The 25,605-nt window shown below is 72.4% G+C and carries 24 protein-coding genes; 9 read left to right on the top strand and 15 right to left on the bottom strand.

Going from position 1 to position 25,605, the window contains the following annotated elements; translation table 11 throughout:
- The first annotated feature begins 4 nt into the window (after positions 1-4).
- Genes AB0C84_RS32100 through AB0C84_RS32085 form a run of 4 tightly spaced genes read left to right on the top strand, consistent with a single transcriptional unit; the run spans position 5 to position 5,962 of the window.
- Positions 5-952, top strand: coding sequence for a sugar ABC transporter permease (locus AB0C84_RS32100; RefSeq protein ID WP_361073856.1), 948 nt, complete (start codon positions 5-7; stop codon positions 950-952).
- The gene (locus tag AB0C84_RS32095) at positions 949-1,794 is read left to right on the top strand and encodes a carbohydrate ABC transporter permease (protein ID WP_218905682.1); all 846 of its coding nucleotides are present in this window, start codon (positions 949-951) and stop codon (positions 1,792-1,794) included. The genes AB0C84_RS32100 and AB0C84_RS32095 overlap by 4 nt, the downstream gene beginning before the upstream one ends.
- Positions 1,791-3,806, top strand: coding sequence for a beta-galactosidase (locus AB0C84_RS32090; RefSeq protein ID WP_361073854.1), 2,016 nt, complete (start codon positions 1,791-1,793; stop codon positions 3,804-3,806). The genes AB0C84_RS32095 and AB0C84_RS32090 overlap by 4 nt, the downstream gene beginning before the upstream one ends.
- A gap of 2 nt (positions 3,807-3,808) precedes the next feature.
- A complete protein-coding gene (locus tag AB0C84_RS32085) occupies positions 3,809-5,962 on the top strand; it encodes a trehalase family glycosidase (protein ID WP_361073852.1) in 2,154 nt (717 codons plus the stop codon).
- A gap of 49 nt (positions 5,963-6,011) precedes the next feature.
- Here AB0C84_RS32085 and AB0C84_RS32080 read toward each other — a convergent pair whose 3' ends face one another.
- The 7 genes from AB0C84_RS32080 to AB0C84_RS32050 form a co-directional block, all read right to left on the bottom strand.
- Positions 6,012-6,923, bottom strand: a complete 912-nt coding sequence (locus AB0C84_RS32080; RefSeq protein WP_361073850.1) for a formylglycine-generating enzyme family protein — start codon at positions 6,921-6,923, stop codon at positions 6,012-6,014.
- Positions 6,924-6,976: 53 nt separating this feature from the next.
- Positions 6,977-8,980 (bottom strand): family 20 glycosylhydrolase, encoded by a 2,004-nt coding sequence (locus AB0C84_RS32075; protein ID WP_361073848.1) that lies wholly within the window; start codon positions 8,978-8,980, stop codon positions 6,977-6,979.
- A gap of 56 nt (positions 8,981-9,036) precedes the next feature.
- Positions 9,037-10,017: an aliphatic sulfonate ABC transporter substrate-binding protein gene (locus AB0C84_RS32070; protein WP_361073846.1), complete on the bottom strand. Its 981-nt coding sequence runs from the start codon at positions 10,015-10,017 to the stop codon at positions 9,037-9,039.
- Positions 10,014-10,790 carry an ABC transporter ATP-binding protein gene (locus AB0C84_RS32065; RefSeq protein ID WP_179847019.1) on the bottom strand — a complete coding sequence of 259 codons (777 nt, stop codon included), beginning with the start codon at positions 10,788-10,790 and terminating at the stop codon, positions 10,014-10,016. Before AB0C84_RS32065 ends, AB0C84_RS32070 begins: the two co-directional genes overlap by 4 nt.
- On the bottom strand, positions 10,787-11,557 hold the full coding sequence (locus tag AB0C84_RS32060) for an ABC transporter permease (protein WP_361073844.1): 771 nt from the start codon (positions 11,555-11,557) through the stop codon (positions 10,787-10,789). Before AB0C84_RS32060 ends, AB0C84_RS32065 begins: the two co-directional genes overlap by 4 nt.
- Positions 11,557-13,026 (bottom strand): sulfatase-like hydrolase/transferase, encoded by a 1,470-nt coding sequence (locus tag AB0C84_RS32055; protein ID WP_361073842.1) that lies wholly within the window; start codon positions 13,024-13,026, stop codon positions 11,557-11,559. Before AB0C84_RS32055 ends, AB0C84_RS32060 begins: the two co-directional genes overlap by 1 nt.
- Positions 13,027-13,100: 74 nt before the next feature.
- A complete protein-coding gene (locus tag AB0C84_RS32050; protein ID WP_361073840.1) occupies positions 13,101-14,267 on the bottom strand; it encodes an ROK family transcriptional regulator in 1,167 nt (388 codons plus the stop codon).
- A 69-nt stretch (positions 14,268-14,336) separates the two neighbouring features.
- On the opposite strand from AB0C84_RS32050, the gene AB0C84_RS32045 reads away from it, so the two are divergent.
- The 3 genes from AB0C84_RS32045 to AB0C84_RS32035 all read left to right on the top strand — a co-directional run bounded on the left by AB0C84_RS32045 (position 14,337) and on the right by AB0C84_RS32035 (position 16,581).
- The gene (locus AB0C84_RS32045; protein WP_361073838.1) at positions 14,337-15,314 is read left to right on the top strand and encodes an ROK family protein; all 978 of its coding nucleotides are present in this window, start codon (positions 14,337-14,339) and stop codon (positions 15,312-15,314) included.
- A gap of 359 nt (positions 15,315-15,673) precedes the next feature.
- Positions 15,674-15,859, top strand: a complete 186-nt coding sequence (locus AB0C84_RS32040) for a hypothetical protein (RefSeq protein WP_361073836.1) — start codon at positions 15,674-15,676, stop codon at positions 15,857-15,859.
- Positions 15,856-16,581 carry a peptidoglycan-binding protein gene (locus AB0C84_RS32035; RefSeq protein WP_361073834.1) on the top strand — a complete coding sequence of 242 codons (726 nt, stop codon included), beginning with the start codon at positions 15,856-15,858 and terminating at the stop codon, positions 16,579-16,581. The genes AB0C84_RS32040 and AB0C84_RS32035 overlap by 4 nt, the downstream gene beginning before the upstream one ends.
- 6 nt (positions 16,582-16,587) lie before the next feature.
- Here AB0C84_RS32035 and AB0C84_RS32030 read toward each other — a convergent pair whose 3' ends face one another.
- From AB0C84_RS32030 to AB0C84_RS32020, 3 genes are read right to left on the bottom strand one after another with little or no spacing between them, the layout of a single operon-like run.
- A complete protein-coding gene (locus tag AB0C84_RS32030) occupies positions 16,588-17,388 on the bottom strand; it encodes a methyltransferase domain-containing protein (RefSeq protein WP_361073833.1) in 801 nt (266 codons plus the stop codon).
- A gap of 34 nt (positions 17,389-17,422) precedes the next feature.
- The gene (locus AB0C84_RS32025; protein WP_258942611.1) at positions 17,423-18,160 is read right to left on the bottom strand and encodes a glucose 1-dehydrogenase; all 738 of its coding nucleotides are present in this window, start codon (positions 18,158-18,160) and stop codon (positions 17,423-17,425) included.
- A gap of 27 nt (positions 18,161-18,187) precedes the next feature.
- Complete coding sequence (locus AB0C84_RS32020) at positions 18,188-19,273, bottom strand: dihydrodipicolinate reductase (RefSeq protein ID WP_361073830.1); 1,086 nt, start codon at positions 19,271-19,273, stop codon at positions 18,188-18,190.
- Positions 19,274-19,560: 287 nt separating this feature from the next.
- On the opposite strand from AB0C84_RS32020, the gene AB0C84_RS32015 reads away from it, so the two are divergent.
- Positions 19,561-20,823, top strand: coding sequence for a hypothetical protein (locus AB0C84_RS32015; protein WP_361073828.1), 1,263 nt, complete (start codon positions 19,561-19,563; stop codon positions 20,821-20,823).
- Here the strand turns inward: AB0C84_RS32015 and AB0C84_RS32010 are convergent.
- The 5 genes from AB0C84_RS32010 to AB0C84_RS31990 form a co-directional block, all read right to left on the bottom strand.
- On the bottom strand, positions 20,810-21,424 hold the full coding sequence (locus AB0C84_RS32010; protein ID WP_258942608.1) for a TetR/AcrR family transcriptional regulator: 615 nt from the start codon (positions 21,422-21,424) through the stop codon (positions 20,810-20,812). The genes AB0C84_RS32015 and AB0C84_RS32010 overlap by 14 nt on opposite strands.
- A 5-nt stretch (positions 21,425-21,429) precedes the next feature.
- Positions 21,430-22,548, bottom strand: a complete 1,119-nt coding sequence (locus tag AB0C84_RS32005) for a hypothetical protein (RefSeq protein WP_361073826.1) — start codon at positions 22,546-22,548, stop codon at positions 21,430-21,432.
- Between the two features lie 16 nt (positions 22,549-22,564).
- Positions 22,565-24,076 carry a hypothetical protein gene (locus tag AB0C84_RS32000; protein WP_361073824.1) on the bottom strand — a complete coding sequence of 504 codons (1,512 nt, stop codon included), beginning with the start codon at positions 24,074-24,076 and terminating at the stop codon, positions 22,565-22,567.
- A 103-nt stretch (positions 24,077-24,179) separates the two neighbouring features.
- Entirely contained in the window at positions 24,180-24,560 is a 381-nt protein-coding gene (locus AB0C84_RS31995) for a hypothetical protein (RefSeq protein ID WP_361073823.1), read from the bottom strand.
- A 106-nt stretch (positions 24,561-24,666) separates the two neighbouring features.
- The gene (locus AB0C84_RS31990) at positions 24,667-25,011 is read right to left on the bottom strand and encodes a hypothetical protein (protein ID WP_361073821.1); all 345 of its coding nucleotides are present in this window, start codon (positions 25,009-25,011) and stop codon (positions 24,667-24,669) included.
- Positions 25,012-25,060: 49 nt separating this feature from the next.
- Between AB0C84_RS31990 and AB0C84_RS31985 the strand changes: the two genes are divergently transcribed.
- Positions 25,061-25,555 (top strand): NUDIX hydrolase, encoded by a 495-nt coding sequence (locus AB0C84_RS31985; protein ID WP_361073819.1) that lies wholly within the window; start codon positions 25,061-25,063, stop codon positions 25,553-25,555.
- The last annotated feature ends 50 nt before the right edge of the window (positions 25,556-25,605 follow it).

Genomic DNA, 25,605 nt, shown 5'->3' with positions numbered 1-25,605 from the left:
CGCCGTGGTCGTCGACGTGACGAAACGGAAGCCCGCGAGCGGCGGCCCCGCCGGGGCGGTCCGGCCGGACGCGCCCCGCCGGCGGGAGCGCTGGCGCCGCCGGTGCGCGCCGTGGACCTTCGCGGGCCCGGCCGCGGCGCTGCTGGCGCTCTTCTTCGCCTATCCGCTGCTGGCCGGCTTCTACCAGAGCTTCACCGCCGACCGCGACGGCGTGACGACCTGGGTCGGGCTGGCCCAGTACCGCCGGATGATGGAGGACCCCGTCTTCTGGGCCGCGCTGCGCAACACCGGCCTGATCCTCCTCGTCCAGGTCCCGGTCATGATCGGCCTGGCGCTGCTGCTGGCGTTCGGGCTGAACCAGTCCTGGCTGCGCCTGCGCTCGGGCCTGCGCATCGCCTACTTCCTGCCCGCCGTCACGATGCTGGTCGCCTACTCGGTGGTGTTCCGCGTCCTGCTCAAGACCGACGGCGGCCTGGTCAACCAGATGCTCGGCGCCGTGGGCCTGCCCTCGGTCGACTGGCTGAACGGCCCCGGCTGGGCGCGGCTCGCGCTGATCGGCTCGATCACCTGGCGGTGGACGGGCTACAACGCCGTCATCCTGCTGGCCGGGCTCCAGTCGATCGGGCGGGAGCAGTACGAGGCGGCGGCCATCGACGGCGCCGGGCCCGTCACCACGTTCGTCCGGGTGGTCATGCCGCAGTTGCGTCCGGTCATCCTGTTCTGCTCGGTGACCTCGACGATCGGAACGCTCCAGCTCTTCGACGAGAACTACGTCCTGACCGGCGGCGGACCGGGCAACGCCACGACCACGCCCGTCCTCTACCTCTACAAGGTCGGCTTCGAGCAGCTCGACTTCGGCTACGCGGCCGCCATCTCCTGGGTCGTCGTCGCGGTCATCGGGCTGATCTCCTACGCCCAGTTCCGCTTCCTGGGGAAGGAGAAGTCCCGGTGAGCCCGGTCACCGAGGGGAGGGGCCGCCCCCGCGCGGGCCGCCTGCTCGCCCTGCTGCTGCTCCTGGCGGGCGCGCTGATCAGCGCCGCGCCGTTCTACTGGATGGTGGTCGCCTCCACCCGCGACGACTCCGAGCTGTTCGCGTCGCCGCCGCCGTTCCTGCCCGGCGGGCGGTTCCTGCACAACCTGGTGGAACTGGAGCACACGATCGGCTTCGGCCGGGTCATGCTCAACAGCGCGGGCGTCACCGTCGTCTACACCGTGCTCAGCTCGCTGATCTCCGCCATGTGCGGGTACGCGCTGGCCAAGTACCGGTTCCGGGGACGGCGGCTGCTGCTCGGCGCCGTGCTGGCGACCATGATGATCCCGTTCCAGGTGCTGCTCGTCCCGCTGTTCCAGATGATGGCGAGCCTCGGGTGGGTCGACACCTACCAGGCGGTCATCCTGCCGTTCCTGGCCAACTCGTTCGGCATCTTCCTCATGCGCCAGGCCTTCCTCGCCTTCCCGGACGAGCTGATCGAGTCGGCCCGCATCGACGGCGCGGGCGACGTGCGGATCTTCTACCAGGTCGTCCTGCCGGTCGTCCGGCCGCAGTTCGGCGCCCTGGTCATCTTCACCTTCATGACGCAGTGGAACGCCTTCCTGTGGCCGCTGCTGATGCTGAACACCGAGGACAAGTACACCGCGCCGGTCGCGCTGTACACGCTCATCGGGCAGAGCCACGTCGACTACGCCGGGCTGATCCTCGGCTCCTTCCTGGCGACGCTCCCCCTGATGTTGATCTTCTTCCTGTTCCAGAAGCAGTTCGTGTCGGGGCTCCTAGGAGGGGCGGTCAAAGGTTGAGCGGAAAAGACATTCGGGTGCCGGGGCTGCTCTATGGCGGGGACTACAACCCCGAGCAGTGGCCCGAGGACGTGTGGGTGGAGGACGTCCGGCTGATGAAGGAGGCCGGGGTCAACCTGGTGACGGTCGGCGTGTTCTCCTGGGCGCGGCTGCAACCGGGCCCGGACGACTGGGACTTCGGGTGGCTCGACCGGCTGCTCGACCTGCTCGCCGGGCACGGGATCGCCGCCGACCTGGCCACCGCCACCGCGTCGCCGCCCGCGTGGCTGGTGCGCCGCCACCCGGAGATGCTGCCCGTCACGGCGGACGGCGTCCGGCTGGAGTTCGGTTCCCGCCAGCACTACTGCCCGTCCTCGCCGGTCTACCGGGAGTCGGCGGCGCGGCTGGCCCGGATGATCGCCCGGCGCTACCGCGCGCATCCGGCGGTCGTGCTGTGGCACGTCCACAACGAGTACGGCGACCACGTGACCGAGTGCTTCTGCGCCGAGTCCGCGGCGGGCTTCCGGTCCTGGCTGCGGGAGAGGTACGGCGGTGTCGCGGAGCTGAACCGCGCCTGGGCGACCGACTTCTGGTCGCAGCGCTACGGCCGGTGGGAGGAGATCGAGCCGCCGCGCGCGGCGCCCGGCCCGGTGAACCCGACGCAGCTGCTCGACTGGCGCCGGTTCTGCTCCGACGCGCTGCTCGGCTGCTACCTGGCGGAGAAGGCCGTCCTGGACGAGGAGGGCGGGGGCCTCCCGGTGACGACGAACTTCATGTCGATGTTCAAGGCGCTGGACTACTGGAAGTGGGCGTCGCACGAGGACGTCGTGTCCGACGACGCGTATCCCGACCCGGCCGACCCGGCGGCGCACGTGAACGCCGCGATGAACTTCGACCTGATGCGCTCGCTGAAGGCGGGCCGGCCGTGGCTGCTCATGGAGCAGGCGCCGTCGGCGGTGAGCTGGCGCCCGGTCAACGTGCCGAAGCCGCCCGCGCTGGGACGGCTGTGGTCCTTCCAGGCGGTGGCCCGCGGCGCGGACGGCGTGCTGCATTTCCAGTGGCGGGCGTCGCGCGCCGGAGCGGAGAAGTTCCACAGCGCGCTCCTGCCGCACCGCGGCACCGGCTCTCCGCAGTGGGACCGGACCGTGCGCCTCGGCCGCGACCTCGCCCGCCTCGCCGAGGTCGCGGGCACCCGCACCACGGCCGATGTCGCGATCGTCCTGGACTGGGAGTCCTGGTGGGCGCTGGAACTGGACGACCACCCCTCGTCCCGGCTCCTGCTCAAGGACCTCGTGCTCTCCTGGTACGGCGCCGCGCACGCCCGCAACGTGGCCGTCGACTTCGTCCCGTGCGGCGCGGACCTGGCGCCGTACCGGCTCGTGCTGCTGCCCAACCTCTACATGGCGAGCGGCGAGACGTCCGCCTGGCTCGGCTCGTACGTCGCGGACGGCGGCCGCCTGGTCTGCGGCTTCTTCAGCGGCATCGTCGACGAGCACGACCACGTGAATCTCGGCGGCTACCCGGCGCCGCTCCGGGACGTGCTCGGAGTCGTCGTCGACGAGTTCTGGCCCGTCCCGGACGACGCGTCCGTCGAAGTGGCGTTCGGGGACCGCACGGTCGCGGCGACGCTGTGGAGCGAGTGGCTGGAGACCGCCGGGGCGCAGACCGCGGCCGTGTACGGCTCCGGGGCGCTCGCCGGACGCCCGGCGGTCACCCGCAACGCCCACGGCGGCGGCCAGGCCTGGTACGTGAGCTGCCATCTGGGCGACGGCATCGGCCTCGTGCTGGACGAGGCGTTCGCCGACGCGGGCGTCCGCCCGGTGCACGCCGTCCCGGACGGGGTCGAGGCCACCCGCCGCGACGGGCCCGCCGCGTCCTACCTCTTCCTGCTCAACCATCGCGACGCCGAGACGGACGTTCCCGTCCCGGACGGCGTCGACCTCCTGTCCGGTACCGCCGTGCGGGACACGCTGCGGCTGCCCCCGCTCGGGGCGGCGGTGCTCAGGACGGCCCACCCCCACCCCGAAAGGTGATCATGCGACGATCGCTCAACGCCCTGGCCGGGCTGACGCTCGGCTCCGCCCTCATCGTCACCGCCGTGCCGGCGTCGTCGGCCGCCGAGCGGAAGGCCGGGCCGGAAGGCTACGCCGACGTGCTCGACCTGCACGGCGTCCCGGCGAACGCCCTGCCCGCGGAGGTCAACGAGGTCAACGTCTTCAGCGACCGCGGCGCCTGGCACGCCTACGCCCTGCCGCGGCCGGGGGACAAGGACGCCTACGGCGGGTTCTCCGGGCCGCTCTACATCGCCCAGGAGTACCCGTGGTGGCTGAGCAAGGCGTTCAGCCGCCTCCGGCTTCGCGCGGACGGCCGGGACCTCGACCTCGGCGCCGCCGGGCCGCCCCGGCTCACCGCGCTGCCCGGGATGCTGCGTCAGGTCTACGACCTGCCGGGGCTGCGGCTGACCCTCGAACTGCGCTTCGGCTCCGGGCACAGCGCGCTCGTCCGCGCCTCCGTCGCCAACACCGGGACCGCCCCCCGGACGGTGGAGGTCGGCTGGAGCGGGTCGCTCCTGCGCCCTGACGACGAGCCGATGAGGAGCGCGCCGTCCCTGCACGCCACGGCGCGCGGCGTCGCGGTCGGCTTCGCTCGCGTCCGCGAGCAGTGGGACTACCTCACCGACGGCACCGAACGGTTCGAGGTGACCCACGCCGACCCCGTCCGCACCACCGTCACCGGCGACTCCTACCGCACCGACCTGGCACGGCCGCTCACCCTCGCGCCGCGCCGCTCGTCGGATCTGACCTGGACCGAGACCTACACCTTCACCGCCGCCGAACGCGAGCGGGAGGCCCCGGCCGTCCGCAACCTGCTGAGCCGTCCGGGCCAGGCGATCGGCGACACCGACGCCCGGTGGCGCCGGTACGTCGCGTCCGTCACCGCCGGCGTGCCCGCTGGACGGCGGCGGCTCGCGGTCAAGGCCCTCGAAACCCTCGTCACCAACTGGCGCGGCCCGGCCGGGCGGCTCGACCACGGCGGCATCACGCCGTCCATCTCCTACAAGTGGTTCACCGGCGGCTTCTGGGCCTGGGACACCTGGAAGCAGGCGGTCGGCGTGGCCGGCTTCGACCCGGCGCTCGCCCAGTCGCAGATCAGGTCGATGTTCGACCACCAGATCACCGCGGGTTCGCGGGACCGGCCGCAGGACGCCGGGATGATCCCCGACTGCCTCTTCTACAACGACCCCGCCCGCGGCGGCGGCAACTGGAACGAGCGCAACTCCAAGCCGCCGCTGGCCGCCTGGGCGGTCTGGGAGACCTACCGGCGAAGCGGGGACGTCCGGTTCCTGCGCGAGATGTATCCGAAGCTGGTCGCCTACCACGACTGGTGGTACCGCACCCGGGACCACGACCACGACGGGCTCGCCGAGTACGGCGCGACCGTCGACCCGGCCAACGACACGCCGGAGGCCCGGCGGCAGGCGGCCGCCTGGGAAAGCGGCATGGACAACGCCCCGCGCTTCGACGCCGCGCTCGGCACCACCGCCGTGGAGAACCGGGACGGCGCCGGACGGGTCGTGGGCTACTCGCTGAACCAGGAGTCCGTCGACCTCAACTCCTACCTCGCCGCCGAGAAGGGCTACCTCGCGGCGATCGCGCGGCGGCTCGGCGACCGGGCGGCGTCCAGCCGCCTGACCGCGCAGGCGCGGACGCTGACCGCCGCGATCCGCACGCGGATGTACGACCCGGCGACCGGCTACTTCTACGACACCGACCTCGCGTCGGGGCGGCGCCTCACCGACCGGGGCCGCGGCATCGAGGGCGCGATCCCGCTGTGGGCGGGCGTCGCGACGGGTCCCCAGGCCGCCGCCGTCCGCGGCAGGCTGACCGACCCGGAGGAGTTCGCGACCCCGATGCCGTTCGCGACGGTGTCGAAGAGCTCGCCGTACTTCGCCCCGGAGAAGTACTGGCGCGGCCCCGTCTGGCTCGACCAGGCGTACTTCTCCCTGGAGGGCCTGCGGAGGTACGGCTACCGCGCCGACGCGTCCGCTCTCGGCGACCGCCTGCGCGGCTCGGCGTCCGGGCTGCTCGGAGACGCGCCGATCATGGAGAACTACAACCCCCTGACGGGAGCCCCGCTGAACTCGACCAACTTCAGCTGGTCCGCCGCGCTGCTGCTGGCCCTGGACTGACGCCCCGGGCGGCGCCGGCGCCCGGACGGCCCTGGCCTCCCAGGGCCGTTCAGGCGTCGGCGGCGCAGCGGAAACCGGCGTTGCCGGTGGTGGAGTCGGGCGTGTTGGAGGTGCGGGCGGCGACGCGGTAGCGGTTGCAGTAGGAGTCGTGGCAGAGGTACGAGCCGCCGCGCATGGCGCGGCCGTCGCCGTCGCGGGTGAAGGCGTCGGCGCACCATTCCCAGACGTTGCCGACGGTGTTGTAGAGCCCGTAGCCGTTGGGACGGTAGGCGTCGGCGGCGACGGTCCCGGGCCGTCCTTCGTGCTGGTCGGGGAATCGTCCGCGCCAGATGTTGCACCGGTCCTGGCCGCGCGGGCGCAGCTCGTCGCCCCACGGGTAGGTGGCCTGGTCGAGGCCGCCGCGCGCGGCGTACTCCCATTCGGCTTCGGTGGGGAGGCGTTTGCCCGCCCACGCGGCGTAGGCGGCGGCGTCGTTCCAGGAGACGTGGACGACAGGGTGTTTCCGGCGCTGCTGGATGTGGCTGCCCGGGCCCTCCGGGCGGTTCCAGGCGGCGCCCTCGATGCCGCGCCACCAGGGCGTTCCGGCCGGTGACGGAGCCGTGCGCGCCAGGGCCGGGGGCAGCAGGCCCTGGAAGACGTAGGACCACCCGAAGCGCTCGGCCTCGGTCTGGTAGCCGGTCTCCTTGACGAACTGGGAGAACTCGGCGTTGGTGACCGTGTGCGGGTCGATGCGGAACGGTTCCACGCGGACGTCGCGGACCGGCCCCTCACCGTCCAGGGGGTTGGCGTGGACGTCCTCGTTGCCCATGCGGAAGGTGCCGCCGGGCAGCACGATCATGCGGTTGAGGCGCGGGGCGGCGCGGCGGGCCACGGCCGGCTGGGAAAGGAGCGGTGCGGGCTGGGAGAGCGGCGCCGCCTGGCGCGAGGCGGCGCAGCATGCGGGGATGTCGGCTGAGGTCATGGCTTCCGATGGAGGCGTGTGCGGGGGACGGGGCCGTCCCCCGCACACCCGGTTCAGGAGACGGTCAGGGTCAGCGGCGCTTCCACGGGCGCCCGGCCGGCCGGCCGGAGGGTGAGGGTGGCCGTGTAAGTGCCGGGGGTGGTGAACGTCCGGTCCGAGACGGCGGTGAACGCGGCGTTGCCGCGCATGTCGGGGATGCTGGCCGCACGGGACGTGGTGAGCGTGACGTCCTCCTGGACGCCGTCGCTCCAGGTGACGGTGCCGGTGAGGGCGCCTGCGGCGGGGGCGGTGACCGTCCAGGAGGCCCCTGCGGGCGAGCCCGCCGGAACGGTCCTGTCGGAGCCGAGGGCGGCCGTCCGCCAGGGGACGCCCGCGGTCGGGAAGAAGTTGACGCCCTGGAGTGTCAGCCGTCCGCCGACCATGGCGAGGCGTCCGGTGAAGTCGGTGTAGTCACGCTGCGACTGCGGTGTCCAGCCGACCTCGGCGGTGGCGACCAGGCGCGGGTAGCTGTAGTACTGCGCCTGCGGGAGGCGCCGGATGAACTCGCCCCACAGGGCCGACTCCACTCCGAGGACGTCGCTCTCGGACGTGCCGGGGATGTAGGTTCCTGGGTCCCAGCCGTAGTGCCGGTCCAGGCCGCACGGTCCGCCGCAGGCCCACGTGCCGCCCTGGGGCTGCCGGGAGTCCTGCTTCTGCGGGACGTAGGTGTTGCCGGCCGGGGAGAGGATCATCTTGGCGCCCCTGCCCGTGACGGCGCCGGCCACTGCGGACTTGTCGCCCGCCCAGTACTGGACGACCGCGTTGCCGCGCGGGAGCGCGGTCCGGGCGGTCTCGTTCCAGCCGACGACCGTCTTGCCCAGCGCGTCCACCTGGCCGGTGAAGGCGTCGACCATCGTCCGGTAGTCGGCGCCGCTCGTGCTGTGCGACTCGTCCCCGCCGATGTGCAGGTACGGGCCGGGCGTCATGGCCGCGAGCTGGGTGAGGACCTGCTTGGTGAACTCGTAGGTGACCGGGTTGGCGGCGTCGAACGACGAGTACCCGACGTTGGGGGTGCCGTCGGCGGGGACGGTCGTCTCTCCCGGCTTGAGGGCGGGCTTGGATCCGGCGCTGTTGAGCTGGGGGATCGCGTGCAGGGCGGCGTTGGTGTGGCCCGGCATGTCGATCTCCGGGACGACGGTCATGCCGCTCGCCCCCGCGTACCGGACGATCTCGGCGTAGTCGGCCTTGGTGTAGAAGCCGGTGACGCCGGGTTCGGTGCCCATCTGCTGGCCGCTGGAGTTGCGGGTCATCGCGGTCGAGCCCGAGACCGAGGTGAGCCTGCCGTAGTCGATCCCGGAGGGGTTCGCCGCGGGGGCGTCCATCGCGATCCGCCAGCCCTGGTCGTCGCTCAGGTGCAGGTGCAGGCGGTTGATCTTGAACTGCGCGGCGGCGTCGATGTACTTCCTGACCTCGTCCACGGGGTAGAAGCTGCGGGCGACGTCGAGCATCATGCCGCGGTGCGCGAACCGCGGGTAGTCGCTGATCTCGACGTGCGGCACCGTCCAGGCGGCGCGGGCCTTCGCAGGCGACTCGACCCACTGGGGGAAGAGCTGCCGGAGGGTCTGCACGCCGTTGAGGGCGCCGTTGGCGGTGGACGCCTCGATGACGACCTGCGCCGGGTTCGCGGTGAGGTCGTAGCCCTCCGGGCGGCCCGCCGGTCCGAGCCCCTGGCCGACCCTGACGACGATCGGGTTCCGGCCGGTCCTCGCGGACACGACCGGCAGCCGGTAACCGGTGGACGGCCGCAGCACCTTCGCGAGGTAGGCGGCGGGCGCCGCGGCCCCGCCGCCGACCGCCGCGATGGAGGTCGCCGGATCGAGCCGGTAGCCGGGGCCGCCGTCCGCTTCGACCGACACCGGCTTCGGCACCAGCCCGAGCGGGCCGGCGGCGGGACGGTCCCAGGCCGTGCCGGCCCGCGCGGGCGCGGCGGCGAGCGGGGACAGGGCGGCGGTGAGGACGGCCGCGAGCGAGGCCGCGACCGTGCGGCGGCGGGACAGGGGGACGCGTTGACGGGGCATGGGGGTGTGCCTCCTCAGGGGCGGCCCGGCCGGCCGGACGCCGGCCGGGTCCGGGGTCACTTGCTGCCGGCGTTGGTGTAGAGGCTCGCGGTGTAGTAGGCGGCCGGGTCGGGGGAGGAGGGAAGCTTGCCCATCGCGACGAAGATGTCGGACAGGCCCTTGTACCAGCCGTTCACCGTCCCGTCCCCGGTCAGCCGGGTCAGCTCCGCCGAGCTGAACGTCTTGGTGACGGCCGACGCGCCCTTGAACTGCGCGGGCGGCACCTTGACGAACGCGGCGGCCGTCGTCTCGGCCTCGGCCGTGTGCCCGTCCACCCAGTCGTTGGCCTGCTGGAGCACCCTGATGACCTTGCGCACGGTCGCCGGGTCGTCCTTCACGACCTGGTTGCGGGCGACGAAGGAGCTCGGGAACGACATCGCCGGGAAGAAGTCGGCGTTCTTGGACAGCTCCACCAGCCCGGGGGTGCGCTTCTTGATGGTGTCGATGAGCGGGTACCAGATCGCGGCGGCGTCCACCTTGCCGGAGGAGAACGCGGTGACCACCGTGCTCGGGTCCATCGGGACGCGCTTGACGTCCTTCGGGGTCATCCCCGCCTTCTTCAGCGCGAGCTGGAGCAGCATGTCGCCCGACGTCCCCTCGGGCACGGCGACCTTCCTGCCCCGGAGCCCGGCGACGCTCGTGATCCCCGACTCCGGGGTGGCGATGATCCGGTCGGCCTGGCCGAGCATGTTCACCGCGATGATCTTGGCTTTGCCGGACGCGGGCATCCAGGTGGCGCCCGGCCCGATGTAGCCGTAGTCGAGGTCGCCGGCGCCGAGCGCCTGGATCTGGAGCGGGCCGTTGGTGAAGACCTTCAGCCGGGGCTTGAGCCCGGCCTTCTCCCACAGGCCGAGCTTGTCGGCGGCGGCGAGGGTGGCCGCGCCGGAGAAGTCGGCGATGTAACCGAACTTCACGGTGGTCCCGCCGTTTTCCTCGCCGCCGCAGGCGGCCAGCGGCAGCAGGAGGAGCGACGCGGCCATCAGGCGCAGAGATCTCATGGTGCTGTCCCTTCGGGGGTCGGGGCGGGGGGCTGGTGGTAGACGGCCGTCCAGACCTCGCGGCGGAGCTCGTCGAACTCCGGCGACAGGCGGATCTCCTCGGTGCGGGGATAGGGCAGCCCGACGTCGACGACCTTGTGGATCCGGCCGGGGCGCGCGGCCATGACGACCACCCGCCCGGCCAGGTACACGGCCTCGTCCACGTCGTGGGTGATGAACATGACGGTGCGGCGCTCCCGGGTCCAGGTGTCGAGGAGCCCGTCCTGGAGCTGGACGCGGGTCAGCGCGTCCAGCGCGCCGAACGGCTCGTCCATCAGCAGCACCGACGGGTCGACGGCGTAGGCGCGGGCGATGGCGCACCGCTGCTTCATCCCGCCGGACAGCGTCTTCGGGAGCGCGTCGGCGAAGTCGGCGAGGCCGACCAGGTCGAGGTAGTGCTCGGCGGTCGCGCGGCGCTCCTTCCTCGCCACTCCGGCGATCTTCAGCCCGAACTCGACGTTCTTGCGCGCGCTCATCCAGGGGAACAGCGCGTACTGCTGGAAGATGACGCCGCGCTCGGGGCCGGGTCCCGCGACCCGGGCGCCGTCCACCTCGACGGTCCCGGCGTCCGGCGCGAGCAGCCCGGCGGCGAGGTTCAGCAGGGTGCTCTTGCCGCAGCCGGACGGCCCGACGACGGTGACGAACTCGCCGTCGGCGATGTCCAGCGAGACGCCGTCGAGGGCGGTGAACGAGGCGAACCGGTGGGTGACGTCCCGGAAAGAGATCTTGTTCATCGGCGCTCCTGCCATCCGGTGAGCCGCCGCTCGGCGAGCAGCAGCAGGCGGTCCATCGCGAGTCCGGTGAGCCCGATCACGATCAGCGACACGAAGATGGTCGGCAGCTCGTAGTAGAGCTGCGCCTGCTGCATCCGGTAGCCGAGCCCGCCCTGCGAGGCGATCAGCTCGGCCGCCACGACCGTGGCCCAGGACGCCCCGAGCCCGATCCGCATGCCGACCAGGATGAACGGGGTCGAGGCCGGCACCACCACGTCGGTGAACAGGGTCCGGTCCCCGGCGCCGAGCACCCGGGCCGCGTTGATCAGCGTCCGGTCGACCGAGACCACGCCCTGGTAGGTGGACACGACGCAGGACAGGAACGCGGCCAGGAAGATCACGAAGACCTTCGGGGTCTCGTCGATGCCCATCAGCACCACCGCCAGCGGGATGATCGCCAGCGGCGGGATCATGCGGAAGAACTGCAGCCAGGGCTCGAACAGCCCGCGCACCACCGGGTACCAGCCCATCGCGAACCCGACCGGGACCGCGAGCACGACGCCGAGGACGAAGCCCATCAGGACGCGGCGCAGGCTGGCGAGCAGGTCGTCGAACAGCGTGCCGTCACCGATCAGCTCCCCGGCGCGGCGCGCCACCGGGAGCGGGCCGGGGAACCCGTCGATCCCGCTCCTGGACAGCCCGACCCAGACCGCGAGGCCCAGCACGGCCGAGGCCAGGGTCAGCGAGGCGGCGCGCAGGCGCTCCCGCCTCCGGCCGGCGGCGGCCATCACGCGACCTCGTCCGCGACGCCGTCGACGTCGGGCGCCCGGCCGGCGCCGATGTCGGCCATGTAGCTCATCCAGGTGTAGGCCGGGTCGCCCCGGCGCACCAGCTCCCGGTAGAGCCGGCCGGTCATGTCCCGCCGCACGTCCGCGTAGGCGGGCGCCGAGTACACGTTGCGCAGCTCGTGGGGGTCGTCCTCCAGGTCGTACAGCTCGTGGACGCTCTCGGGGTTGAACACGAGCTTGTGGCGGCGGTCCCGGATCATCCGCTGCGAGTAGGGGAAGTGGTGGCCGTGGAACTCGGCGACCACCTCGGGGCGGGGGTCGTCCTCCCCGCGGACGAGCGGCAGCAGGCTCCGGCCGTCGCAGGGGTCGCCGGGCGGCAGCCCGGCCAGGTCGAGGATCGTCGGATGCAGGTCGATCAGCGTGGCGAACTCGTCGACCGCGCGGACGGGCGCGCCCGGCACCCGGATGATCCCGGGGATGCGGTAGATGTCCTCGTACATCGCCGGGCCCTTGTCGTTGAGCCGGTGCGCGCCGGTGAACTCGCCGTGGTCGGCGGTGAACACGACCGCCGTGTCGTCCCACAGGCCGCGCTCGCGGAGCCGGTCGAGGATCCGCCCGGCCTGCTCGTCGATCATCGTGACGTAGCCCCAGTAGACGGCGATCAGCTTGCGCCAGGCGTCGGCGTCGAAATGGTCGGCCGACCAGTACTCGGCGTAGCGGCGCTGGACGTCGGGCTTGCCGGCGAACGTCTCGGCCATGGACGCCGGCAGCGGCACGTCCGCCGGGTCGTACAGGTCGTAGTAGGCGTCCGGCAGCAGGTAGGGCAGGTGCGGGCCGAACCAGCTGCACGTCAGCGCGAACGGCCGCCCGTCGCCCGCGTACCGGTCGATCAGTTCGATCGTCCGGTCGGCGAGGAACCGCTCGACGGTCGCCTCGGCGGGCTGCTCCAGCCGTCCGGCGATCAGGTGGCCGCGCCCGGAGTCGTTGGGGGCCTTGCCGAAGACCGCCTCGCGCACCTTGAACGGCGGGTGCCCGTTGTCCCCGAGCCAGGCCTGGTAGGACGAATGGTGGAACGGGTTCAGCGCCCCGGGCAGGTGCTCGCCGTCCATGCCGTAGTACTCGGGGCCGCGTTCGCGGCCGATGTGCCACTTGCCGACGTGGCCCACGTTGTAGCCCGCGCCCAGCAGCGGCCGGACGAAGTTGGGGAACTCGTCGTCCACCTCGTCCTTGGCGCCGCCGTTGCGTTCGGGGTTGTTGAGCAGGCCGTGCCGGAACGGATGGGTGCCGGTGAACAGGGAGGCGCGGGCCGGGGTGCAGATCGCGGTCGGCGTGTAGAACCGGTCGAACCTGGTGCCCTCGGCCGCCAGCCCGTCCAGCGCCGGCGTGCGCACGACCGGGTTGCCGTAGCAGCCCAGCGTGTCGACCCGGTGCTGGTCGGTCATGAGGATCAGGACGTTGCGAGGGGGCACGGGACTCCGTTCATTAATTCCTGAGGGTTGACAGAAATAGGCGCTTTGTTGCGGAGGCGCAGGTCGGGCCGGATCTAGGGGTCCGCGGGCCGCGGGCCGGGCGGGAGGGGGTCCTGCTCCTTGAGGACCAGGGCGATCGCGCCCATCGCCGACGCGGCGGGCCCGAGGTCGGCCGGGACGACGTCGAGCGCGCGCGGCTTGCCCGGCAGGGCGAGCTCGCCGATCGCCGACCTGATCGGATCGAGGACCAGGCCGCCGAGCGTGGCGAGGTCCCCGCCGACGACGACGCGCCGGGGGTCGAGCTGGGCCACCGTGCCCGCCAGGACCGTCCCCAGCGTGCGGGCCGCCTCGACGACCACCGCGGTCACCTCGGGCGTCCGGGACCGCGCGGCCTCCAGCAGGTCGTCGGTGCCCGTCAGCCGGACGCCCCGCGACGCGGCGGCCTCCAGCAGCGCCGGCACGCCGATCCGCCCCTCCAGGCAGCCGCGCCCGCCGCAGTGGCACCGCGGCCCCGCCGGATCGACCGAGACGTGGCCGACCTCGCCGGACGCCCCGTGCCCGCCGCGCAGCAGGCGCCCGCCGGAGATGAAGCCGCCTCCGACGCCGACCGCCCACCGCACGTAGACCACGTCCTCGGCCGAGCGCGCGGCGCCCCACGTCTGCTCGGCCAGCGCGGCGAGGCGGGCGTTGTTGTCGACCTCGACGCGGGTCCCGAAGGCGGCCTCCAGGCGTTCTGCGGCCCGCCGCCGCCGGTCGGGGGCGTCCATCACCCCGACCAGGCCGATCCCGACCGCCTCCAGCGCGCGCAGCCCGATGCCGCGGTCGTCGCAGACCTTGCGGACCAGCGCGATGGCGAGGTCGGCCTGCTCGCTCTCGTCCGCGTCCGGCGCCGAGTCGTCCACGGCGGTGGCGACGACCTGCCGGGCGATGTTGGCGATCGCGACCCGGATCCGCCGCCGGCCGAGGTCCACGCCGACCAGCAGGCCGGCGTCGGGGTTGAGGGAGACGCGGGTCGCCGGCCGCCCCCGGCCGCGGGGCCGGCCGTCGTCCTCGGCCCCCGACTCGATCACCGCGCCGCGCTCCATGAGCTCGGAGATGATGGCGAAAAGCGTCGTGCGGGACAGGCCGGTGCGCTCGGTGAGCCGTGTCCGGCTCATCGGCCCCTCGCCGCGCAGCGCCGCCAGCACGGCGCCCTCGTGGGTCCGCCGGAGCCGTTGCAGCGCGTCCGCCCGCTTCTCCATGCCGGGAAGCATGGAGGATGCGCCCGATTAATGTCAATGCTCCGGACGAAAACCCCCTAAGGTGGGACGGTGAACAGCCCACGGGACATCGCAGCCGGTCAGGCCGACAAGAGGGACGGGACGTCGCGCGGATCGGCCGGCGTCGTCGTCGCGCTCGACGTCGGCGGAACCCGCATCAAGGCGGGCATCATCGGCCCCGCCCACGACGTCCTGCTGGACCGCACCCGCGACACCGGCGCCGCCGGAGGGCCGGACGAGGTGACCGCGCGCGTGCTGAACCTGGTGACGGACCTGCTCGCCGAGGCGGAAGCGGGGGGACACGCCGTCGACGCCGTGGGCGTGGCGCTTCCGGGGATCGTCGAGGAGGCCGCGGGACGGGTGGTCCTGTCCGCCAACCTGGGCTGGCGCGACCTCGACCTCGCCGCCCGCCTCGCCGAACGCACGGACCTGCCCGTCGCGATCGGCCACGACGTGCGCGCCGGCGGTCTGGCCGAGTCGGTCCTGGGCGCCGGGCGGCAGTGCCGCGACCTGCTGTTCCTGCCGATCGGGACGGGGATCGCGGGAGCGATGATCCTCGACGGCCGCCCGTACGCCGCCGGCGGCTACGCGGGGGAGATCGGCCATCTGCGCGTGCACCCGGACGGCCGTCCGTGCGGATGCGGCGGCCGGGGCTGCCTGGAGCGGTACTCCTCGGCGTCCGCGATCGCCGCCGCCCATGCCGACCGCACCGGGGAGCCGGTGTCCGCGGCCGAGGTCGCGGCGCGCGTGGCGGCGGGCGACCCGGTCGCCGTCGCGGTCTGGCGGGAGGCGGTCGAGGCGCTCGCCGTCGCCCTCGCCGCCTACGCCACGGTCTGCGCGCCGGAACTGGTCATCGTCGGCGGGGGGCTGGCGGGCAGCGGCGAACTCCTCCTGGAGCCGCTGCGAACCTCGCTGGCGGCCCGGCTGACCTTCCAGCGCGTCCCCCGGATCGTCCGCGCGGAACTCGGCGACCGGGCCGGCCTCCTGGGCGCCGCCCTGCTGGCACGCGCCAATACCGAGAGCCCCTGAGCATCTGATGCGACAGCCGTTTCTCAGAACTCATTGGGCAGCATTCGTGTGAATGCGCAGCTCGCGTCATGCGGGGTTTCCCCGGGACGGGTGAACCGCAAGGCCTTGACGATCCGGAGACCGGAAGAACTGCTGAGAAGGCGATAAGCCTCTTTCCGTTCCGCTGGAGATTCGCCGCTTTCGCGGCGACATACTTTCTGTAGCGGCCTGTTGCTGAACGTGAATCATTGCTCGTCAGCGTCGCCGTCTCGAAATTGTGCCGCCCTCAGATTGCGCCGCGGCGAGCGGTGCCGTGCGGACGTCGCCGCTCCCAGGTCAGCGCCGTCACGGCCGGGCGGCTCCCGTGAAGGCGGAAGCGCGTGCGCGACCAGGAGGACAGCATGAACCAGGAGATCGAGCACATGGACGAGGTGGACGCCCACCCGGACGTGCACGTCGCCACGGAGCCCGACGAGCAGGAGGTCCTCGAACGGCTCTACGGCCCGCCCGACCTCGACGGGATCTTCCGGGGCCCGCCGATCCACGAGCGAGGCGAGCGGCGATGACCGCGGCGAAGATGGTCGCCGAGGCTCGCAAGACGCTCGGAATGTCGGGGCGGCCGAACGCCATCACGCGGGAGTACGCGTCCAGGCACGGCGACGAGTACCTCCGCGCCCCCTGGTGCGACATGGCCGTCACCTACTGGGCGCGGCACAGCGGCAACGCCAAGGCCGTCCTGCCGGGCGGGGACCGCGCCTACACCCCGTGGCACGCCCAGGACTTCAAAAGGATCGGACGCTGGCACAGCGGGACGGTCAGCAGCGTGAACGCCGCGAAGCCCGGCGACATCGTGTTCTACGACTGGGGCGGCACCGAGTCCATCGACGCGATCGACCACGCCGGCGTGGTCGAGTTCTCGCTCGGCGGAGGGCGGTTGCAGACGATCGAGGGCAACACCGACGACGCGGTGAAGCGCCGCATCCGCGCGGCCGGCGTCATCGCCGGCTACGGACGGCCCGCTTACGACGACTGGACGGAGAGCATGGTGAGGAACCTTCCGACGCTCGCCAGAGGCGCCACCGGGGAGGACGTGCAGACCGTGCAGGGCCTCCTGCTGGCGCGCAGCCACCCCGAGGTCTCGATCAGCGGCATGTTCGACGCCACGACCGAGGAGGCCGTGAAGGCGGTGCAGCGGTGGGGCGGTGTCGAGGACGACGGGATCGTGGGTCCGATGACCTGGCCGGTCCTGCTGCGCGTTCAGGACTCCATGGAATCCGGCGCCTGGTAGGCCCGGCTAGGGGCGCCGCGCGGTGACGGTCCAGGCGCGCGAGTCGAACCAGACGCCGTCGTCGCCCAGGTGGGCGGCGAGCATCTCGCGCAGGCGCGCGACCGCACGTTCCGAGGCGGCGGGATCCAGCTTTCCCAAGGCCTCGCTCGTGGAGGTGAAGCCACGGACCCAGTCGAGCGCGGCGTCCACGTCCGGACCGTAGTAGACGGGCTCGTGGACGTCGGTGAAGGCGATGTCGGCGAACCCCGCCGCGTCCAGGATCTGCTCGACGGTCGACGGGTCGCCGAGGGAGAACGCGTCCGGCCCGGCGGGAGCCTCCTCTTCTTTCTGGGCCGCGGCGAGGGCTCGGCGGATTTCGACCTCCCATTCGTTGCGTTCGGCGGGCTGCCACACCATCATCACCAGGCGTCCGGCCGGGCGCAGCGCCCGCCCGACGTTGGCGAACGCCGCGACCGGGTCGTCGAAGAACATCGTGCCGAACCTGCTGATCGCCAGATCGAAGCCCTCGGGCGGGAAGCGGTGGACCTGGGCGTCGGCGTGCTCGAAGGCGACGTTGCGAACGCCCTCGGCCCGGGCGCGTTCCCGGGCGCGCTCGACGGCGGGCGCGGAGACGTCGACCCCGAGCGCGCTGCCCGCCCCGGCCGCGCGTGCCGCCTGGCGGGTCGTCCGCCCGGAACCGCATCCGATGTCGAGGACGCGGTCGCGGAGCCGGACGCCGGCCGCCCGGCGCAAGATCCGGTCGTGCCGCCGCAGTTCGGCGTCGTAGTCGGTGGGGCCGGGCGCAGGTTCGTCTGAGGAGTCTCGCACCGTACTCTCTCTACCACTGCCGGGCCCGCCGCGGTCACCCCTTGTGGGGGATCTGCTGGACGGTCCCCCCGTCGATGACGAACTCGGACCCCGTGGCGAAGGACGACTCGTCGGAGGCGAGGAAGACGACGAAGGAGGCGACGTCCTCGGGCAGGCCGGGACGTCCGAGGGGGATCGGGACCATGTCGTCGGGGATCCCTTCGGTGAGCGGCGTCCGGATCAGGCCGGGGTGCAGCGAGTTGACCCGGACGCCGTGCGGGGCGAGCTCGACGGCGACCGACTTGGTCAGGCCCCGCAGTCCCCACTTCGAGGCCACGTAGCCGTGCGCCCAGGAGGTGCCGCGGAGGCCCTCGATCGAGGAGTTGTTGATGATCGAACCGCCTCCGGCGGCGATCAGCGCGTCGGTGGCCGCGCGGATGCCGAGGAACGGGCCGGTGAGGTTGACGTCGATGATCTGCCGCCACTTGTCCGGCCTGAACCGGTTGATGGACGCGCCGTTGGCGATCCCCGCGTTGTTGAACAGCACGTTCAGCTCGCCGAACGCGCCGACGGTGGCCTCGACGGCCGCCGCCCAGTCGTCCTCGCTGGTCACGTCGAGGTGCACGTAGCGGCCCGCGTCGCCCAGTTCGTCCGCGACGGCCGCGCCCTCGTCGTCGAGGATGTCGCCGATCACGATCCTGGCGCCCTCGGCGGCCAGGGCCCGGGCGCTTGCCGCGCCGATCCCGCGGGCCCCGCCGCTGATCAGAGCGACCTTCCCGTCCACACGTCCCATGCTCGCCGTCCCTTCTGTCGCGGTGCCCTAGCCGGCCAGCGCCTGCGCGAAGACGCCGCGCGCGGTGGTGAAGGGCAGGTCGAGCGGCGTCCGCAGTCCCGGCGGCGCCGCGATGACGTCGGGGATCGCGTTGACGACGCGCCCGGCGCCCGAGGCGATGGCGGCGTGGTTGTGGTCGCCGTCGGCGCTGGTCGGGCAGACGTCGACGCGGTAGGACGGTTCACCGACGATCTCGACCCGGTAGGAGCCGCCGTCCTGCGCGGGCTGCGGCCAGTCGGGACGCAGGTCGCCGCGCAGCCGGGTCGTGTGCTCGATGACGAGGACCTCCCTGCCGCCGACGACGCCGCCGACCTGGAACCGGAGGGCCGCCATCCCGCCCGCGGGGATGTGGCCGGCGGCCACGTCGAACGCCTCCGGCGCGGGCTCCTGCTCGAACCACTCGGTGATCTCGTCGAGCTCGAATCCGAACCCCCGGGCCAGCATGCGGAGGCTGACGCCCCACGACGCGGCCAGCATCCCCGGTCGCAGGATCTTCGGCAGGTCCCCGACGGGACGTCCGAAGCCCATGAAGTCGAACAGGACCGGGCCGCCGTCGTAGGTCGCGTAGTCGGCGATCTCCGAGCAGCGCACCTGCTCCACCCGCCGGCAGGTGCTCGCGATCGCGAAGGGGAGCAGGTCGTTCGCCCAGCCGGGGTCCACCCCGGTGACGAACACGCTCGTCCCGCCCGCCCGGCAGGCGTCCTCGATGGGACGGATCATGCGGTCCGGCAGCAGCCCCCAGGGGTAGATCAGCGGCACCGGCGAGGAGGCGACGACGTCGCTGCCCGCGGCGAGGATCCGGCCGATGTCGGCGAGGGCGTCCGGCAGCCGGGTCTCGCCGATCGCGCAGTAGACGGTGCAGTCCGGCCGCGCGGCGAGGGCCGCCTCCAATTCGTCGGTGGCCGCGACGCCCGTGACCGCGTCGAGTCCGGCGAGCTCGCCGGCGTCGCGCCCGACCTTCGCGGGGTTCGACACGACCAGCCCGGCCAGTTCGAAGCGGGGATCCTCGATCAGCTGCGCCAGGGCGATGCGGCCGACGTTGCCGGTGGCCACGTGCAGGACGCGGATGGCCATGATGCTCCTCGACGGGCTCGCAGGGCATGGAGACGGCTAGTAGAACGCGTTACCGGGCGGTGTGCCGGAGGCCGCGCCACGGCGTCCGCCGAGCCGCACCGGCCAGCTTGCTGGACACATGTCCAACATAGGGTGCGGGCTTGCGCCGCCGCAATGGCCGCCGCCTACCGGCCGACTCTCCGGACAACTGTCTGGACACTCTTCCAGTTCCTCTGGAACGCGTTCTACTATGGCGCCGTGCGCACGAAGGCCGTCCTCCGCCCGCCGCAGACCAAGGAGATCCGCAGATGGCCCACCCTCCGGTGACACCTCCGGGCCGGTACGCCGACCTGACCCGCGAGGAGCTCGCGGTCGTCGTCCCCGAGCTGCTCCTGATCGGGCAGCTCATCGACCGCTCCGGGATGGCGTGGTGCATCTCCGCGTTCGGACGGGAGGAGATGGCGCGGATCGCGATCGAGGAGTGGGCGGCATCGAGCCCGATCTACACCGGGCGGATGCAGCGGGCCCTCGGCTACGCCCCCGACGAGCCCGGGAACGGCGACGTCCCCACCATCTTCAAGGGCCTCCAGCTCGACATCGGCGCCCCGCCGCAGTTCATGGACTTCCGCTACACCGTCCACGACCGGTGGCACGGCGAGTTCCACCTCGACCACTGCGGCGCCCTGATGGACGTGGAGCCGATGGGCGACGACTACGTCCGGTCCATGTGCCACGACATCGAGGACCCGACCTTCGACGCCACCGCGGTCGCGACCAACCCCAAGGCCCAGGTGCGGCCGATCCACCGGCCGCCGCGCCGGCCCGCCGACCGGCGCCCCCACTGCGCGTGGACCGTGATCATCGACCGGTCCCACCCGGACGCGCAGGGCATCCCGCTCCTCGCCGACAACGAGCGGTCCCGCGCCGCGACCCTCGCCCTCGCGCCGATCGACCCCACCGACGACGGCCTCGCCGACTACTCCGGGCCCCTGCTCTCCGACCTCGACTTCGCCGCCTTCTCCCGCTCCGCGCTGGCACGGATCGCCGACGAGGTCTGCCTCCAGATGCACCTGCTCAACCGGGCCTTCACGCTCTCCGTGGCCCGGCGGGCCGCCGACGACGGAGAACTGCTCCGCATCCGCCGCAAGCAGCTCGTCGGCATCGCCGGAGTCGCCGCCGAGCGGCTCGCCCGCGCCCTGGACCTGCCGCGCGACCCCGAGGGAGCGGCCCGCCTCCTCGCGGTGCACCCCCTCCTCAACCCCTCCGCCTACGTCGACGCCGACATCAACGGCGCGCGCGTGGCCGTCCGTCCGTCCCCCGCGCATGAGGACGGCGCCTGGATCTCGCTCTGCGGCCCCACGTGGACGACCGCGCTCCAGGCCATCGTCCGAGCCGTGGACGCCCATCTCGACGTCGAAGTGACCGGTTCCGGTGGCGACTCGTGGGAACTGGCCGTCGTCCGCCGCGACGACCCCGCCCCGGAGCCCGGCGAGGTGGCCGTCGTCCGCTTCAGCACCGGCACCGCCTTCACCTTCGAGCCCCGCCGGTCCCTGCCGATCACCCCGGTGTGACGCCGCCGGGGCGCAGGCCGGGGGCGAGCCAGCGGTACAGGACGGCACGGAGCCGGGCTTCGTCCTTCGGCGGCTCGCCCGGGTGCTGGAGCAGCGAGGTCAGCAGCCGCATGACGATCTCGGCGAGGCCGTCGAGGTCGTCCTCCCCGACACCGGCGGCCGCCCAGTCGACGGGGAAGCGGCGCAGCATCTCGGCGCCGTAGGCGATGGCGTCCGCGGTGGTGGCCCCGCGGCCGAAGGCGGCGGAGTCCTCCAGCTGGAGCAGCAGGCTCAGCCGCGGCTCGCCCGGAATGGTCCGCACACAGAAGATCATGCCTTCGACCACGGCCTCGGCCGGGTCGCCGACCCCCTGGAGGTGGGCGATCAGCCGGTCGACGAACGACTCGGCGCCCTGGGCCGCGACCTCGCCGATGATGTCGCTGATGCGCCCGAAATGGCGGTAGACGGTCTGGCGGGTCACCCCGAGCTCGTTCGCGACGTCCGACAGGGTCGTCTTCACGACGCCGTGCCTGTCGATGCAGCGGACGGTCGCGTCGACGATGCGCTGCCGGGCCTCCGCCTCCGATGCGGGAGGCCGGCCTCCCCAGCCGTGGTGCCCCATGGGCTTCAGGATCGCACAGGCTCCGGCGTCCGCCGTGACGCGGCGGCGCGCAGCGCGGCCACGATGATCCCGGACGCGGCGGCGGCGCACAGCGCGGCGTACCACAGGCTGCCGACCGGCGTGCCCTGCTCGGTGACGCCGCCGGTCGACGCGAGGAACGCCGGCAGCGCGACGAGCCACAGGACGACGTGGACGCCGAGGTACAGCGCCGGGTAGATCCGCGCGAACAGCGGCGACACCACCGGGACGCCCTTGCCGGCGCGCTCCGCGCGCCAGGCGTCGGCGAGCAGGAGGAGACCGGCGACCCAGACCGCGGCGAGCTCGGCGGCGAGGATCGTCCGCTGGACCCCGAGGCGGCCTTCGAAGGCCCCGCTGGGCGCGCTCACCACGACCATCGCCAGGGGTGTCACGGCACCGGCGACGAGGGTGCGCCAGCCGATCCGCGGGCCGGTGAGCGCGCCGTCCCCGCCGCCCACCAGGCGGACGACGAGGTAGGTCATCGCGCCGAAGGAGACCGAGGCGAAGAGCAGCATGCTGTTCATCGGCACCGAGGCCAGCGCCGGCTGGTTGATCTTCTCGTTGGCGGTGTTCCACGCCCACCATCCCAGCTGGGGACCGAGCTGGTCGAAGACCTCGTAGAAGACCTGGCAGGCGAACGCGACCGCCACCGAGCCGGCCAGCGGCCCGCGCCGCGCGAAGACGCCCAGCGCCCGGACGAGCTCGTAGGCGAGCTGCGAGATCGCGGGATAGAAGGCCACGATGTAGAGCGGCAGCCGGTCGTACATGAACTGCACGGTGAACACGTTGTGGGAGAAGATGAACCCGACGTGGTCCTGCAGACCGAACCAGCCCGGGAAGTACAGCGGCGGTTCGATCACCGCCAGATAGACGACCGACGCGAACCACAGCGCGACGTTGACCGGGTCGCCGTCGCGCCGCCACCGCCGCCACGCATGGACCAGGGCGAACACCGCGCCGCCGACGATGAGCAGTTCGAGCACCGCCATGCTGCCGTCGGCGAGGTCGAACGGGTTGCGGAAGGTCACCACGGGATCGGCGCCGTGGCAGGAGAAGCCGAGCTTCTCGGCGACGCGCTCGGCCGCCGGATCGCAGGTGTCGCCCATGAGCCGCTCCCTCGCGTCAGGTGCCGACAAGGTCGTCGCGGGCCTGCGAGGCACCGCGAGCAGCGGTGTAACCGGTGAAGTCGATGCCTGGCGGATCCCGCCGGTAGTCGAACCCGTGCGGCACGACGGTGCGGCCGAGCCGCCGCCGCAGCTTGTAGCGCGCGATCCCGAACCAGAACCGCGGATCGGCGGCCATCTGCCCGAGCGACCTGTCGAGGTTGAACACCTGGGCGAACGTCCGCTCGACGTAGGCGTCCTCGCGGCTCGCGGCGGTGATGGCGTTGAAGACCGGCCAGCTCAGGCGCGCGGTGAGCCCGCGGCGCCAGGCCGCGGCGACCTCCGTCCCGGTCGCGAAGTCGTAGGCCTGGTCACGGGCCATCGCCAGCATCCACGGCACCTGAAGGGACTTCTTCTGCCTGCCGAGGAACTCGCGCGTGAACGCGAGGTCGACGGCGTCACGCCTGCCCAGCACCTCGCCGAGGATGAGCGCGGAACGGGCGGCGGAGCTCATCCCCTGGGCGTAGAAGGGGTTGAAGGCGCAGATCGAGTCGCCGACGCACACCAGCCCGATCGGGGGCGCGTCGAGCAGGTCGAAGCGGCGCCACTTGTTGCCGGTCGAACGCGTCAGATGCACCCCCGAGGTCGGCGTGCAGGCACGGGCCGCCTGCGCGAACACCGGCGTCCGCACACGGTCCAGCGCGTCCTCGAATGCCTCGACCCTGCGCGGCATCTCGATGCCCCACGACCCCATGCACACGATGGCGCGATCGCCCTCGATGGGGAAGAAGTTGCTGAGGAACTCGTGCTCGGCAGGGTGGTCGCCGCCGTCCTGCGTCGGCGTGATGACCAGGTGCTTCCACCACCACGTCTCCGGGCGCCGCTCCGCCGGGGGCAGGTCGTACCAGCGCGAGGTGTAGGTGACCTTGGCGTCGAGCGTCCTCTCCGGCGGCGCGGGCCACCCGTCCGCGGCGAGCCACTCCACGACCGACGAGCCACGTCCCAGCGCGTCGACCACCAGATCGGCGTCCAGGCGGCCCTCGCCGCCGTACTCGACGCCCTCGACCCGGCCGCTCGCTGTGCGGAGCCCGGTGACCGTCACGCCCTCGCGGATCTCGACGGCCGGCAGCTCACGCACCCTGTCGCGCAGAACCCGCTCGATCAGCACCCGGGAGCTGTACACCATCGTCATCGATCCGGACTTGCGCGGGGCCCAGCCGTCGTTCTCGCAGTAGGCCGCGTCCATCGACGGCATCAGGTGCATCCCGCCCGCGGCGATCAGCGCCTCCTCGAACCCGGGGAAGATCTCGCCGATCGCGCGCCGGCCGGAGTTGAGAAGGAAGTGCGGATGCTTGCTCTGCGGAACGCCCCGCCGATGCTCGGCCCCCGGCGGCAGCCGATCCCGCTCCAGCACGACCACCTTCTCGAAATGCCGGGCGAGCACCCCCGCGGCGCACAACCCCGCCACGCTCCCGCCCAGCACCACAGCCGTCCCGCCCGGCATCCCGCCACCACCCATCCATTCATACACTCAACGAGTGAATGTATGATGGGGGCATGGCAAGGTCAACAGGACCGCGGTGCTCTCTCCTCTCCGGCGGACAGTGGGCCCGTCCTGGCCGGAGGGGACCGGCTCAGTCCGTCATGCCGGCGCTGAAGGGCGGCACGGGAGGGTCGGAATGTGCGCTGCTGCCCACGACCATGATCTGCCAGCAGGGCTCACGCGCATCGTCGAGCTGGAACCACACGTAAACGACGGGGAAGGGGATGCCCGCTGGATCGCGGGGCGGGGTGGTGGCAGCGGCGGCGAGACGCTGGGCCAGGATGCCGGCGTGGCTCGTGGTGAGCTGCGGACGAAGGCCGGCCTGCACCACCGTTGTAGCCCGGTCGCCCTGCCAGACCATGAGCTGGTCACCGGTCACGCCGATGCTGGTGATGGTGTCGGCACGGATGAGATGGACGTCCTCGGTCACTAGCCAGACCACCGGAGAACTCGTGAACGCGTCGGGCTCCATAGCAGCGGAGCCTAGAGGCGCCCGACGTATCCGAAAAGGCAAAACCGGGTCTGAAACGACTGCGAACACGTGAGACTGGCCCACGCCAGGTCGAGGGGCCCGACGACTATCGCCAGAGGTAGTCGTAGCGGGCCGGAGCCTGGGCGACCATGACCTGTCCGTCCCTGACCTGCCATTCGGTCTGGTGCCCTTCCTCGTGGAAGACGAGGAAGAGCCCGGTGACGCGGTCGCCGTCCTCGTCAACGGCGGGGAGGGCGGCGATCCGCCGGACCTGGTCGAGAACATCATCGGAACCGGAAGAGCGAACGGCCCGGGCATAGCACGCGGCGTCGAGCCAGCCCCCTTCCGGAAACGCCCACCCCGCAGGGTCCCCACGGCGGATGATGCGCTCGGCTTCGCCCCTCTGCCCGTGAAACTCCACCCATCCCCGTATGTAAACCCATGCGCTCATGCCGCCATGATGCCGAGGACACTGCTTCACCGAGCAGATTGGGAGTCCCGTGAGCTGGTTGCCCCCTGAGGAGTACGTCCGGACTCTTCCGAATGCCACCATGTACGCCGCCTTGTACTTCACCGACGTCGACGGCGATCCCCTCGCCCTGCGCTCAGCACTGAGCGTGGAGACCTGGCAGTTCCCCGGCGGCAACGTCGAGCACGGCGACGCCACCCCGTTCGCCACGGCCGTGCGGGAGTGCAGGGAGGAAACCGGCATCGAGTTCGACGGACCGCCCGTTCTTCTTCTGACGCACTTCCTCCCGGCCCAACCGGCGTGGCCCTGCGCGAAGATCGGGTTCGTCTTCGACGGCGGAACGCTCACGGCCGCCGAACTCGGCAGGATCGTCCTGGACCCGTCCGAGCACACGGAGTGGCGCGTGCAACCGATCGACGCGTGGAAGGCGACGATGAGCCCGCGCTCGTTCACCCGAGTCGCGGCCGTGGACGAGGCCAGAAACAGCCGATCCGCGACGTTCCTCTGCGAACCACCCGTGCCGTAGCTCGCTCGGACGAGCCCCACAGACAGGCACTGTCGGGGCCATGACGAGGG

Source organism: Actinomadura sp. NPDC048955, from assembly GCF_040649435.1.
GTDB lineage: Bacteria > Actinomycetota > Actinomycetes > Streptosporangiales > Streptosporangiaceae > Spirillospora > Spirillospora luteofluorescens.
This window is presented reverse-complemented; position numbering and strand designations above follow the sequence as displayed.